The following is a 13371-nucleotide window of genomic DNA, read 5'->3' on the forward strand; positions in this document are numbered from 1 at the left end:
CCGGGTTTTAACGCACTAATACTACTAAGATTATAGGTCTAACGCAAGCGATCGACAGATTTTACAAGATCTTCATCCTTTTTTATAGCCTTATTTGCAAGGGCCAAAAAAATGATAGAAAATACTGGAATCAACATCCCAATACCCTTCTCAGAAACCAAAGTCTCTCCGGATAAGTTTAGCGATCGATAAACGAAAAATCCTAATAAAAAAAAGTTTAATATCATGTTCAGCCTGTTAATTACAAACTGGGTTTTTCTATTTTTAAACTGTACCAAAGCCCAAATAGCTAGAACAGTACTTACATAAAAGGTAATAGAAATAAGCATTTCATTATTTGCAAATACTTCTGTACCATCTACATGTATCCATAGATTAAAGAAGAACGGCAGAACACCCGTAAGTATTGCTACAATAATTAAATAAAGGCTTTGTATTCTTTGAATCATAATTCAATTACCACTTTACGTTGCAAAAATACACGTCTTTTCAAAAATTATAACCATTTTATTCAAAATAATTTGTAATATTGCTACGTTATCAAGTCATAACACCTACCAATCAAGGAAAACATTCCTAGAGATTATCCAAAAAAATATTTACTTCTTACAATACAAACTACTTATAATTTATTCTACTACTTAATGTTTGAGATTTCAGATTTAAAATCAAAAAAGCTACCTGAATTACAGGAAATTGCGAAAGGACTAAAGGTTCCTAAATTCAAGACCTTAAAAAAACTAGATTTAGTTTATCAAATTTTAGACTTACAAGCTGCGAATCCGAAAGTTGCTGCTGCGATTGCTCCTGCAACCACAGAAGTAGCTAGTAAACCTTCTGCAGAAAAACCACAACCGAAGCCAAAACCAAGACCTAGACCTCGTGTTGAAAAAAATAGTAACAATGAAACTAATGCTCCTTCAAAAGTAGCTGTAGAAAAAGTTGTTACTGCAAAAGTTGATGTGGTTAAAACCGAAAGTAGTCAAGAAGGTGATTCAAAAGTACCTATTGAGCAAAAAAGACCTAGACCAAGGCCTAAAGCTGTAAACCAGCCAAATAAAAAGAATTCTCCTCAGAATAACAATCACAATAAAAAACCTAATCCGAGACCTACCCACGACAAAAGCAATTTTGACAAGGATTTAAAAAATAGGTATAAAGAACCTGAGTATGAGTTCGACTCTATTATTGCCAGTGAAGGCGTTTTAGATATCATGCAAGATGGATACGGATTTTTACGTTCATCTGATTACAACTACTTATCATCACCTGATGATATTTATGTTTCTCAATCGCAAATACGTCTTTTCGGATTAAAAACAGGAGATACCGTATTAGGTAACGTAAGACCACCTAAAGAAGGGGAAAAATATTTCCCGCTTATTAAAGTAAATAAAATTAACGGTATAGACCCACAAATTGTTCGTGACCGTGTGTCATTTGAGCATTTAACTCCGTTATTCCCACAAGAAAAATTTAATTTGGCAGAACGCCAAAGCACGATATCTACCCGAATTATCGATTTGTTCTCCCCTATCGGAAAAGGACAAAGAGGTATGATCGTATCTCAACCAAAGTCTGGTAAAACCATGCTTTTAAAAGATATCGCGAACGGTATTGCTGCCAACCACCCAGAAGTTTATCAAATAATACTATTAATTGATGAACGACCAGAGGAGGTAACCGATATGCAACGTAATGTACGTGGCGAGGTTGTAGCTTCAACATTCGATAAGGAACCGACAGAACATGTACGTGTTGCTAACATTGTTTTAGAAAAAGCAAAACGTTTAGTAGAATGTGGTCATGATGTTGTAATTCTTTTAGATTCGATTACACGTTTGGCAAGGGCATACAACACTGTTCAGCCTGCATCTGGTAAAGTATTAAGTGGTGGTGTTGATGCAAACGCTTTGCACAAGCCTAAAAGATTCTTTGGTGCCGCCCGTAATATTGAAGGTGGTGGATCTCTTACGATTATTGCTACGGCATTAACAGAAACTGGCTCTAAAATGGACGAGGTTATCTTCGAAGAATTTAAAGGTACAGGTAACATGGAACTTCAATTGGATCGTAAGATTGCAAACAGAAGAATTTTCCCTGCAATTGATCTTACATCTTCTAGTACACGTAGAGACGACATGTTATTAGATGAAGCGACACTACAACGTATGTGGATCATGCGTAAGTATCTTGCTGACATGAACCCGGTCGAAGCGATGGAATTTATTGAACAACGCTTTAAACAAACTAAAAACAACGAAGAGTTCTTGATGACTATGAATCAATAGAACAATTCTAACAAATATTTTAAAATCCCGATTTCTAAATGAAATCGGGATTTTTTTTTGTTTTAAGCATCCTTATTGATGCCCAACACATTATAACCGCCTGCTATTATTTTTTTAATATCTTTAACATGTTAGAAAAGAACTCTCCCCCAGTCTTTTACCAATTTTCGTATTACTAATTTAATTCTTAGAAAATGAAAAGACCGACCACTATCATCAGTAAAATTTTATGCGTAATTATGATTTCATCTGTAATTGGCTGTAATCAACAGCAGAAAGAAAAGAAAGATGAAATTATTGAGCCAACGATAGTCAAAGCTCCAGACCATATCATTTCATTAAAACAGGCAGATGCTATTTATGACAACTTCTCGCAACATAGGGTACAAATTATTGAAGATTACGAAAACCAAAAAAGACCGTCAGAAGAAAAATTCGAAGCTTCTCGTTTCGTAGATTTTGATTATGAAACACTCAAACAATATATGGCTTATTTAGATCAAGAGGCAGCTGCAGCTGGTGTTAAAAAGATCACCAAGCTAAGATTGTATTTTGCCAATTACCCTAACGAAGAAAAATTTTCAAACGGAAAGCCGGTTATACACAAACGACAGAACAGCATATTCATGGTACCTACACTCGATGATGGCGGTATTAATTATGGTTTTTTTATTGGTGAAAACGGTAAAGCCGAACTTATTAAAGACTGGAAAGCCAATACGAAAGACGGTTTAGGAAATCACCTAAATAAAAAAGAAAAAGCATATGCAAGTTTCGCTCCTACTTTCACTTTAAACTCCAGCTTACAAGGCAGTAAAAGTCTTGCTTTTAATTTCGGACAAGGTGGTCCGCCTCCAAAAACTGATTTTTAATCCATAATTCATGAAGATTTGGACTTTTGTTCAGGAGAACTATTATATGCTTGTATATGCGTTGACCCTGTTTGTCTCGCTAGCGACTTACCGTAAGTATTACGACACAGCGCTAAAGTACTTTCCTATGATAATTACTTACACCCTACTTAATGAAATACTGGGTTATCTCGTTAGAACTTATGATGAAATATCGTTCTTCAACGAAATGAAATTTAGCAATTATAATGATGTTATTTACAATATATACGCCATTATCTTCTTTTGCTTTTTTTATCACGTTTACCGGCAGCTCATATCAAATGTCAAGTATAAAAAATGGATAACCCACGGAACTTTTATAATGCTAACCGGCTACGTTATTAGCGCACAATTTCAAAACCCTTTAGACACAAATCTTTATTATGCGCTAGGTATTGGATCTTACATATTGGTGTTTTGTGTTGCACTGTACTTTAAAGACAAAAAAGAAAAGAACCATAATTTAATACAGCCGCACAATTTAATGTTTTGGGTAAGCATTTCATTAGTGACCTTTTACTCCATATTCCCCATCATATACATCATAGGTTATACTGACTACCAAATTTGGGAAGCTTACGGCTTGCGCTCTTTTTTAAGAGCACTTATAGTTATCATGTACTCTTTATTAATCGTAGGATTTTTAAAGGGCAGAAGACTTTCTTTTAGATAAAAAATTAGAAATACTAACTACTTATTCTTTACGCGAAAAGTCTTGTTAGTTTTTGAGAATACGTAATAGCCAAATCACTTCAATGCAGCGAGGTAGTTTTGTACATCTGCATAATTACTAGTGACCCTTACCTAACACGATTTCGAATCTCTATTCTATATCATTATTAAAAATTTAGCAAACAAAAAAAGCCCTCCAAATTTTGGAAGGCTTGTAATATTATTAAAGTAATTATTTACAATGCAGCAACGTGCTTCGCTAATTTACTTTTTAAGTTGGCAGCTTTATTGTCATGTATAATATTACGTTTTGCTAAACGATCGATCATACTAACAACACTTGGAAAAAGAGCCTCTGCATCTTTCTTAGATTCTTCTCCACGCAATCTTTTTATAGCATTACGTGTAGTTTTATGCTGATATCTGTTACGTAGACGAACTGCCTCGTTTCTTCTAATTCTCTTTAATGCCGACTTGTGATTTGCCATTTTATTCTTTGTTATAATTTCTTCGGATTCTCATCCATTCAATTTTTGTAGTCCGTAGGGGAATCGAACCCCTGTTACCAGGATGAAAACCTGGCGTCCTAACCCCTAGACGAACGGACCATTATGTCAATTTTTTGGAAATACATCCAACTGTTTATTAGTAGTCCGTAGGGGAATCGAACCCCTGTTACCAGGATGAAAACCTGGCGTCCTAACCCCTAGACGAACGGACCATACTTTGCGCAATTGCGGATGCAAAAATACAAATATTTTTTACTATCACAACACCTACTTATTATTTTTTAAAAAAATTAATAAGCTTTCGCAAATAACACCCTTTTATTAGACGGTTTACCTGTTACCATACATGTGCCCTCTTCTTCTCTTGCATCGATGGGAATGCAACGTATAGTTGCCTTCGTATCCTTTTTAACACGTTCCTCAGTCTCCTTACTACCGTCCCAATGCGCAGAAATAAATCCGCCTTTTTCTTTTAAAACTTTTTTAAATTCATCGTAAGAATTCACCTCTGTAATATGATTAGTTCTATAATCAAGCGCTTTTTGGTACATATTCTTTTGAATATCTTCCATTAAAAACTCAATTTTAGCTACTACATCTGTCGCTGCAACAGTCTCTTTTTGCAAGGTATCTCTTCTAACCAACTCATAAGTGCCATTTTCAAGATCTCTTGGTCCAATTGCCAATCTTACAGGAACTCCGCGTAATTCGTACTCATTAAATTTAAAACCTGGCTTGTGTGTATCCCTATTATCAAACTTCACAGAAATACCTTCGGCCCTAAGTTCTTTCACTAATACATTTACGGTCTCAGAAATTTTATCTAATTGATCTAAACCTTTATATATAGGAACAATAACAACTTGAATAGGCGCTAATTTTGGTGGTATTACCAATCCGTTATCATCACTATGGGTCATAATCAACGCTCCAATTAATCTGGTAGAAACGCCCCAAGAGGTTGCCCAAACATATTCTTTACCACCTTCTTTGGTTGCAAATTTTACATCAAAAGCTTTTGCAAAATTTTGACCTAAAAAATGCGATGTACCGGCTTGCAATGCCTTACCGTCTTGCATTAATGCCTCTATGCAATAGGTTTCTATTGCACCAGCGAAACGTTCGCTCTCCGTTTTAGTACCCTTTATAACAGGTACGGCCATATGGTTTTCAACAAAATCTGCATAAACGTTCATCATTTGCTCTGCCTCTGCTATGGCTTCACTTTCCGTTGCGTGTGCGGTATGCCCTTCTTGCCATAAAAACTCAGACGTTCTTAAGAATAAGCGCGTACGCATCTCCCATCGAACAACATTTGCCCATTGGTTGATTAAAAGTGGTAAATCTCTATACGACTGTATCCATTTTCTATAGGTATCCCAAATAATGGTTTCTGAAGTAGGTCTAACGATCAATTCTTCTTCCAACTTAGCATCGGGATCAACTATAATTCCGCTGCCATCTTCTGCATTTTTTAGTCTGTAGTGGGTTACTACAGCACATTCTTTAGCAAACCCTTCTACATGGCTAGCCTCTTTGCTAAAATATGATTTCGGTATAAACAATGGAAAATAGGCATTCTCATGCCCTGTCTCTTTAAACATTTTATCTAAACCGGCTTGCATTTTCTCCCAAATACCAAAACCATATGGTTTTATAACCATGCAACCACGTACACCAGAGTTTTCGGCTAAATCTGCTTTAACCACTAATTCGTTATACCACTTGCTATAATCCTCGCTTCTCTTAGTCAAATTTTTACTCATTATCTGGACTTTGGCACAAATTTTGTGAATATTAGTATATAATAATTGAGTAAAACTAGTTATTTTTAATATGTTCAACAATATAATTTTGATCCGATGATATATTCTACACCCCACAATAAATTTCGAAACATAACAATGTTGGTAACCTTGGCAATTATTACAGCTTCTTGCGGTTCTTACCAACAATCTTCTTATTACGATAATGACGGTATTTATTCTGATGATACCTCAACGACGGTAGAAAGAAGACCAGAACAGAGAAATTACGCACAGAATAATCCTGAAACGGATACTTATACGAACTATTTTGGTGAAAAAGCAGATCAATATGGCGAAATATTAGATGAAGAAATTTTTACCGATGTAGATTCTTACTCAAGTAATGATTTAAGTCAAGAAATTCAACAAGATCAATTAACAGATTATTACGCCACTGCAAATGACTATGAGGGTTACGGCAGCTGGGGAAGTAATAATGCTAATGTCAGCATATACATTCATAATAATGGATGGAATAACTGGAATAATGGTGGACTTTATGGATGGGGCTGGAACAATGTTGGCTATGGAGGATTTTATGGAAACGGATGGGGTCAACCTTGGGGATGGAACAGATGGAATAGATGGAACAATTGGGGCTACGGTGGTTTTGGTTTCGGATGGAACAACTGGGGTTACGGCGGTTTTGGTTTTGGATGGAATAATTGGGGCTATGGCTGGAACAACTGGGGCTATGGAAATGGTTTTAATTATGGTTATGGCTACGGTTACGGTTACGGTTACGGTAACAGATATTATAATAGAAACAACCGTTTCTCGAACAGAAGCTATGCAGTTAACAATTCAAGAAGAGGAAATTACACTAGAACAAATACAAATAATAGCGGCATCTCTTCAACAGCAGCAAGAGGGCGTTCTAATGTAAATACAAGAGGAGATTCACCAAGATATAGAAACAGTACTGCACGTTCAACCACAGCTAGAAGTTCGGCAAACACACGTAGTTCAAGAACCTATTCCGGCAATTCGACTACAAGAAGAACCGTTGGTGTAGATCAGAACAGAGCATATAGAACAAGTAGAAGCACTAGAGCAACACCAAGATACAACAGTAGCTCTTCTCGAAACTATAGCAGTAGCAGTAGATATAGCAACAGCCCTAGAACATCTAGTTCTAGTACTGCCAGATCAAGCAGCAGGGTTGCCGTTCCAAGAACTTCAACGTATAGAAATTCTGGCAACAGCTCAGGTAATTATTCTACAGGTAGAAGCTCACGCAGTTCTAATAGTGGATCTTACCGTAGCTCTGGCAATAGCTCAAGAAGCAGCAACTATAGCTCAGGAAGAAGTAGCTCTAGCGGTAGTTCTTATAGAAGCTCAGGTAGCAGCTCTAGAAGTTCTAGCAGCGGTTCTTCATCGAGATCGTCTGGCTCTTCTAGTAGAAGTAGCAGCCGCGGAAGAAATTAAAATTAAAACTTACCTTAAAATTGAATCATTGCTATGAAGAGATATTTAACTTTCGTATTACTAGTGGCATGCGCCGTTGGTAGTGCACAAAACATAAATGAAGCCTTACGATATGGCACAGAAAACCTTCAAGGAACTGCCCGCTTCCAAGCTATGGGTGGCGCATTTGGCGCATTAGGTGGAGATTTATCATCATTAAATGTTAACCCAGCAGGGTCAGCAGTTTTCAATAATAGTCTTTTTACCATATCGGGATCAAACTACAATACCAGTAATGATGCCGGTTATTTTGGTAACGTTTTAAATACTAAAGATAATAACGTCGAATTGAATCAATTAGGTGGTGCGTTTGTATTTAAAAATACAGATTCAAATTCCGATTGGCAAAAATTCACCTTGGCGTTCAATTATGACTTGGTAAATAATTTCGATAATGAATATTATGTATCGGGTCGTAGTAACCAAGGTATAGACACTTATTTTTCTGAATATGCACAGGGTACACCTTTTGGGTCTATTCTTTTACAAGATGACGAATTTCTAGAAGAAGCTTATCTAAATATTGGTTCAGCACAAGGTTTTAGAGACCAACAAACATTTTTAGGCTACTATGGTGGTATTCTTGATCCAGAAACTGAAGATGACACTACTACAAATTATACTAGTAACGCTCTTTATGATACAGTAGATCAAGATTTCTTAAGAAGAACCACTGGATATAATAGTAAGTTTACTATTAATGCAGCTTCGCAGTATAAAGAGAATATTTATCTGGGAGCTTCTTTAAATTTCCACAGCGTTCTATACACACAATATGATCAATTCAGCGAAGGTGGATACTTACCAAATTCTGAAATTCAGAGAACAACTTTTGACAACTATCTGCAGACAGAAGGTAATGGGTTTTCTTTTAGTTTAGGCGCAATTGCGAAATTGAATGAGAATGTACGATTAGGTGGTAGTTACCAATCACCAACTTGGTATCATTTAGAAGATGATTTTTCTCAACGTATAAATTCAGATTTAGCTGACGAAGATATTAATTTCATCAATTTTAATGTAGTTAACTTATTCGAAAGATATACCATTAAAACTCCGGCAAAGGCGACGGGTAGCTTAGCGGTAATATTTGCAAAAGACGGATTATTAAGTTTCGATTACAGTTACCAAGATTTTTCAAATTCAGAGTTAAGACCTTCAAACGACCCTAGTTTTCAGACCGTGAATTCTCAAATTGCGAGTGATTTAGGTGCTGTTTCTACATTTAGACTTGGTGGTGAATATAGAATTCAACAAGTAAGCCTAAGAGCAGGATATCGTTTTGAACAAAGTCCGTATGCAAACGGAAACACCATTGGCGATTTGAACGCTGTTTCTGGTGGTATTGGTTATAATTTTGGTGGAAGTAAGTTAGATTTTGCTTTAAGCCGCTCTCAACAAGATATTAGTGATAGACTATTCAATGCTGGTATTACAACACCTGCCACAATAAATAGAAGTATGACCAATGCGACTTTGAGTTACACTATAAATTTCTAGAATAAAAAAAATTGGTATAAAAAAGGGGAGCAATTTGCTCCCCTTTTTTTATCTCTTCAATGAAAAATGTGTCTTTCGGGTTTTTGCTACTAGTAGATTATCTTCCATATCACCATATTCAAAACGGAACCAATAATCTGTAGAAGTCATTTGCTGCCCGTTGTAATTTCCGTCCCAACTATCATTTGCGCCAAGCTGCTTCAACAACTTACCATATCGATCAAAAATATATACAACAGGATTGTTTAAAGTTTCAATTCCCTCCACATTCCAATCATCATTTATTCCATCTCCATTTGGAGTAAAAAATTTAGGATATCCTACTACTAAGAACTCTATAGGATCAGTAATTCCGCAACCATTTTTATCATTAATAACAACCGTATTAATTCCTGGAGGTACATTCATAAATACAGCATCATCTTGAAAAGCTCCGTCGTTAATGGCATATTCATAATCTCCATCACCTTCAACAAAAAATTCAATATTATTTTGATCAGGATCAATAGATAGGTTAGTATCCAATGTTTCTACACGGTCTAAAATAGGTGTTCCGAAAAAGGTAACTAAAACTCCACTATCGTCTGCCACAGTTGGTGGTGTGCCGGTTATGGTAGTTATAGTAGCATAATATCGACCAGAATTAGGACTAATAATAACGAACTCTGCTCCGAAATCACCAGAACCGGTAAGGGTATCATCTACTACCCCATCATCTTCATAATCGACCGTCCACTCTACGCTAGCGATATCTGCCCCTGCAGGTGAATTCAATGCACTAATAGTTATTGGATCATCACCCTCACAGGCAATTATATCCAATCCTAAAAACTCGTCACGCAAAGTACAATCTAGAGCAGTATCTTGACTATCGCTCACTGAACTACCCGTAAAAGTTAGCATAAAAGGTTCGGGATCACCAGTAAAATTATCGGCAAAATTATTTATCAATATGTAATAAATCTCACCAGGTAACACATCTAAATATTCATCATATGTATTCTGACTGCCTGTCAAAGATGCACGACCTTCTTCACCACTATCAGGGTTAACCCCTAGCCCAGTAAAATTAGTATCGTTAACTTCATAATTGCAACGAATAGGCTGCGCAGTACCATTACTAATATCGCCGCAATCAACATCTGGACCATAAACAGCAAAATCCCACTCGGCAGTTGGTGTAGATCCTGAAGTCGCTAAAGCTTCAATATCAAAACCTACCTGACCGCCTGTACCCGCTCTAAAAACGAACCAAGAGGTATTAAACTCAATATTTGCGGAAGAAAGACTACCTTTTTCTAAACACCCAGTTTGAAGTATTACGTCTGGGTCAAAATCATCAACATCACCTGTTCCCCCGGCAATACCCATAATAGGTTGATCGGCACAAACTGGTATAGCCGTTCTACAATCGGCTGAATTCTGTGCAGTTAGGTTCCAATAAAAAAGAAACAAACAACATATAGAACAAAGAAGTGTTCTCATAAAAGTGTAGCTTATTAGTATACGTGATGTATATTATAACTACACATGACCTGCTTTAGTATCTTATAACGGATATTCTTGCGTTTAATCGATAAAATACACTTTTTACGCCTAAATATCAGGCTTAACGCTTCAATGTAAAGTGATTATTAATGTAAGATGCGTTTGTATTTTCCCCTAAAGAATTGGTATAGGTAAGTTTAAACCAGTAGTCTGATTCTGGCAAAAGGGCACCATTAAAAGAACCGTTCCAGCCACTAGAATTTTCTACTATTTGATACAGTAATTTACCGTATCTATCATAAATAGTGATAACAGGATTATCTAAAGCTGACAACCCGTCTACTTTCCAAGTATCATTTACATTATCTCCATTAGGAGTAAAAAACTTTGGAAAACCGACCACTACGATATCTCTAGTATCAGCACCGCACCCGTTTACATCACGAACTGTGATTGTATGCTCACCAGGGAATAAGTTATTGAAAACACCGTTATTTTGCGAAGTCTCATTATCTACTTGAAACTCAAAATCCCCATCCTCCTCTAAATAAACGTTTACAACATTAGAAGCATCATCTTCATATTCTATAATAATATCTGATATAATTGGGGGGCTAGAAAAAACCACTGTCACAGAGCGTATAGTAATACATTGAATTAAACCTTGTAAGTTGGTTACTGATAATGTATAAACACCAGGCTCTGCCACTGTAATTAAAGAAGAGGTTTGCCCGGAGCTCCATTCATACGTAAAATCGCTATCTGGTATACGCTGCCCTATAGTTACAATAGGTTCATCGCCACATATAAAAACTTCTGTCTCAAAATCTAAAACAGGTAATTCGATTCCGTTAATATCAAAAGTTTCAGATGCATCAAAACACATAGAGTTTTCTATTGATGTAGTTCTTACATATATCGTTTGCAAAACCTGTGTTGGTATATATTCTTTTGAAAGTGCGTTGGATCCATCAAAAGCATCTTCAAAACTTTCGTGATACGACACCCTAAAATCTAGCGGACTTTGATCACCCAATGCCTCAGCATCTTTGGCATTAAAATCTATAGCCGTACCATCTAAACATGCCGTTTCATCTTCTAAAGAAAATGTTTCTGGCGAAGGTGCATAAGCTACTTGAGTTTCGCTAATTAAATTATTACCTAAAGGTCTTACCACTAAAACACGATACATACCAGAAACCGCAATAGAAAGTTCTACGTCACTTTCTCCCGGAATAACCTGATAACCTGTACCAGCATCTAAGTACCATTCATAATCTAAAGCATCTACGGTAGTTGCATTTAAAACCACAGTATCGTTATCACATGCTATTATTGGCGGACCTAATAAATTATCTATAATATCACAATCTAGCGCAGAGTTTGGGAACTCCACAAATATATTACCTGAAAATTGAATAGAAAATCCTGTATTGTTGTTACTGAAATTATTAATCATGATAAGATATTCTTCTCCCGGCTCAACATTTAACCAATCATCATACTGTATATTATCTATACCTGTAGGGTCCTCTCCTACTCCAATAAAACTACTATCATCAGAATTATCAAAGTAATTACACCGCACAGGGTCACCTAAAGCACTGCAGTCGTTTGTTTTGTATAAGGCAAAATCCCAATCTTCGTTAGTATCAAATCCGATATTAAAACCTAATTGACCTTTTTCACCAGTCTTAAATTTGTACCAGGCAGAATTGCTCTCAATAGTTCCACTACCCTGTGTAATACAACCAGAAATAGAAGCGCCGTTGAAATCGTCAGTACCATAGCCATTAGTACCACCGTTTACAGGAGTATTATAGCAAATAGGAACCGCATTGGCGCAATCTGCCGACACCTGTGCAAAACAGGTGAAGATGCTAAAAAAGCTAAATACTAAAATAGATATACCATACTTGGTCATAAAGGCCTTCTGATTTGGAAAACTAAAATTAACTAGACCTTAACGTTATGGCTAATTTATGTTGTGTAATGCCCGCATTTAGTTATAAAGTGGCACATATTGTATATCTTTGCAGCTTCTAAAAGATAGATAAAATGAAAATTGAGGATACACTGGAAAATCAATTTGATGAATTAGGAAATGATCACATTTCTACATCAGAAGATACTCCTTTACGTTCAGATGCCTTTGATTTGGATGATGCCGAAAAGATTGAACGCATTCGCGAAAACGTACGCGAAATTATGCTAACCTTAGGTTTAGATTTAACCGACGATAGCCTAAAAGGCACTCCGAACCGAGTTGCTAAAATGTATGTAAACGAAATATTCGGTGGCTTGAGCCCTGCAAGAAAACCTAAGGCTTCTACTTTTGACAATAAGTACAAGTATGGTGAAATGTTGGTTGAAAAGAATATTACTCTTTACTCCACTTGCGAACATCATTTACTACCCATTGTAGGTCGCGCACATGTTGCCTATATTTCTAATGGTACCGTTGTTGGTCTTTCTAAGATGAACCGTATTGTTGATTATTACGCTAAACGTCCGCAAGTTCAAGAGCGCTTAAATATTCAAATAGTAAGAGAATTACAAAAAGCTTTAGGTACTGAAGATGTTGCTTGTGTTATTGATGCAAAACACCTTTGTGTAAATTCTAGAGGAATTCGCGATATTGAAAGCAGCACAGTAACAGCTGAATATGGCGGTAAATTTAAAGAAGAATTGGTACGCCGCGAATTCTTAAATTATCTTAATCTAGATACCCATTTTTAATAGC

Annotated in this window: 11 protein-coding genes and 2 tRNA genes; 6 read left to right on the top strand and 7 right to left on the bottom strand. The window is 36.2% G+C overall.

Annotated elements, in window-relative coordinates; genetic code table 11:
- Nucleotides 1–38: 38 nt before the first annotated feature.
- The gene (locus ACEN2N_RS01100; protein WP_441822608.1) at nucleotides 39–449 is read right to left on the bottom strand and encodes a DUF4293 domain-containing protein; all 411 of its coding nucleotides are present in this window, start codon (nucleotides 447–449) and stop codon (nucleotides 39–41) included.
- A gap of 195 nt (nucleotides 450–644) precedes the next feature.
- On the opposite strand from ACEN2N_RS01100, the gene rho reads away from it, so the two are divergent.
- The 3 genes from rho to ACEN2N_RS01115 all read left to right on the top strand — a co-directional run bounded on the left by rho (nucleotide 645) and on the right by ACEN2N_RS01115 (nucleotide 3857).
- The gene (gene rho, locus ACEN2N_RS01105) at nucleotides 645–2291 is read left to right on the top strand and encodes a transcription termination factor Rho (protein WP_441822609.1); all 1647 of its coding nucleotides are present in this window, start codon (nucleotides 645–647) and stop codon (nucleotides 2289–2291) included.
- 194 nt (nucleotides 2292–2485) lie between these two features.
- On the top strand, nucleotides 2486–3163 hold the full coding sequence (locus ACEN2N_RS01110; RefSeq protein ID WP_441822610.1) for a hypothetical protein: 678 nt from the start codon (nucleotides 2486–2488) through the stop codon (nucleotides 3161–3163).
- Nucleotides 3164–3506: 343 nt separating this feature from the next.
- Nucleotides 3507–3857, top strand: coding sequence for a hypothetical protein (locus ACEN2N_RS01115; protein WP_441822611.1), 351 nt, complete (start codon nucleotides 3507–3509; stop codon nucleotides 3855–3857).
- A 235-nt stretch (nucleotides 3858–4092) separates the two neighbouring features.
- On the opposite strand, the gene rpsT is transcribed toward ACEN2N_RS01115, so the two are convergent.
- The 4 genes from rpsT to proS all read right to left on the bottom strand — a co-directional run bounded on the left by rpsT (nucleotide 4093) and on the right by proS (nucleotide 6131).
- Nucleotides 4093–4344, bottom strand: a complete 252-nt coding sequence (gene rpsT / locus ACEN2N_RS01120) for a 30S ribosomal protein S20 (RefSeq protein WP_027064657.1) — start codon at nucleotides 4342–4344, stop codon at nucleotides 4093–4095.
- Between the two features lie 48 nt (nucleotides 4345–4392).
- A tRNA-Glu gene (locus ACEN2N_RS01125) sits at nucleotides 4393–4464 on the bottom strand.
- Between the two features lie 41 nt (nucleotides 4465–4505).
- A tRNA-Glu gene (locus ACEN2N_RS01130) sits at nucleotides 4506–4577 on the bottom strand.
- Nucleotides 4578–4655: 78 nt separating this feature from the next.
- On the bottom strand, nucleotides 4656–6131 hold the full coding sequence (gene proS / locus ACEN2N_RS01135) for a proline--tRNA ligase (protein WP_441822612.1): 1476 nt from the start codon (nucleotides 6129–6131) through the stop codon (nucleotides 4656–4658).
- A gap of 138 nt (nucleotides 6132–6269) precedes the next feature.
- Here proS and ACEN2N_RS01140 point away from each other — a divergent pair, with 138 nt between their 5' ends.
- Together ACEN2N_RS01140 and ACEN2N_RS01145 are read left to right on the top strand one after the other, a co-directional pair.
- The gene (locus tag ACEN2N_RS01140; protein WP_441822613.1) at nucleotides 6270–7601 is read left to right on the top strand and encodes a hypothetical protein; all 1332 of its coding nucleotides are present in this window, start codon (nucleotides 6270–6272) and stop codon (nucleotides 7599–7601) included.
- Nucleotides 7602–7634: 33 nt separating this feature from the next.
- A complete protein-coding gene (locus tag ACEN2N_RS01145) occupies nucleotides 7635–9140 on the top strand; it encodes an OmpP1/FadL family transporter (RefSeq protein ID WP_441822614.1) in 1506 nt (501 codons plus the stop codon).
- Between the two features lie 48 nt (nucleotides 9141–9188).
- On the opposite strand, the gene ACEN2N_RS01150 is transcribed toward ACEN2N_RS01145, so the two are convergent.
- Nucleotides 9189–10625, bottom strand: a complete 1437-nt coding sequence (locus ACEN2N_RS01150) for a T9SS type B sorting domain-containing protein (RefSeq protein WP_441822615.1) — start codon at nucleotides 10623–10625, stop codon at nucleotides 9189–9191.
- A 124-nt stretch (nucleotides 10626–10749) separates the two neighbouring features.
- The gene (locus ACEN2N_RS01155; protein WP_441822616.1) at nucleotides 10750–12552 is read right to left on the bottom strand and encodes a T9SS type B sorting domain-containing protein; all 1803 of its coding nucleotides are present in this window, start codon (nucleotides 12550–12552) and stop codon (nucleotides 10750–10752) included.
- 134 nt (nucleotides 12553–12686) lie between these two features.
- Here ACEN2N_RS01155 and folE point away from each other — a divergent pair, with 134 nt between their 5' ends.
- Nucleotides 12687–13367, top strand: coding sequence for a GTP cyclohydrolase I FolE (folE, locus tag ACEN2N_RS01160; protein ID WP_441822617.1), 681 nt, complete (start codon nucleotides 12687–12689; stop codon nucleotides 13365–13367).
- The last annotated feature ends 4 nt before the right edge of the window (nucleotides 13368–13371 follow it).

This window comes from Maribacter spongiicola (genome assembly GCF_052119685.1).
Lineage (GTDB): Bacteria > Bacteroidota > Bacteroidia > Flavobacteriales > Flavobacteriaceae > Maribacter > Maribacter spongiicola_A.

Coding starts and splice junctions, on each gene's coding strand:
- ACEN2N_RS01150 (WP_441822615.1), bottom strand. CDS start 10,625: ATGAGAACACTTCTTTGTTCTATATGTTGTTTGTTTCTTTTTTATTGG.
- ACEN2N_RS01145 (WP_441822614.1), top strand. CDS start 7,635: ATGAAGAGATATTTAACTTTCGTATTACTAGTGGCATGCGCCGTTGGT.
- ACEN2N_RS01100 (WP_441822608.1), bottom strand. CDS start 449: ATGATTCAAAGAATACAAAGCCTTTATTTAATTATTGTAGCAATACTT.
- rpsT (WP_027064657.1), bottom strand. CDS start 4,344: ATGGCAAATCACAAGTCGGCATTAAAGAGAATTAGAAGAAACGAGGCA.
- rho (WP_441822609.1), top strand. CDS start 645: ATGTTTGAGATTTCAGATTTAAAATCAAAAAAGCTACCTGAATTACAG.
- proS (WP_441822612.1), bottom strand. CDS start 6,131: ATGAGTAAAAATTTGACTAAGAGAAGCGAGGATTATAGCAAGTGGTAT.
- ACEN2N_RS01115 (WP_441822611.1), top strand. CDS start 3,507: ATGCTAACCGGCTACGTTATTAGCGCACAATTTCAAAACCCTTTAGAC.
- folE (WP_441822617.1), top strand. CDS start 12,687: ATGAAAATTGAGGATACACTGGAAAATCAATTTGATGAATTAGGAAAT.
- ACEN2N_RS01140 (WP_441822613.1), top strand. CDS start 6,270: ATGTTGGTAACCTTGGCAATTATTACAGCTTCTTGCGGTTCTTACCAA.
- ACEN2N_RS01155 (WP_441822616.1), bottom strand. CDS start 12,552: ATGACCAAGTATGGTATATCTATTTTAGTATTTAGCTTTTTTAGCATC.
- ACEN2N_RS01110 (WP_441822610.1), top strand. CDS start 2,486: ATGAAAAGACCGACCACTATCATCAGTAAAATTTTATGCGTAATTATG.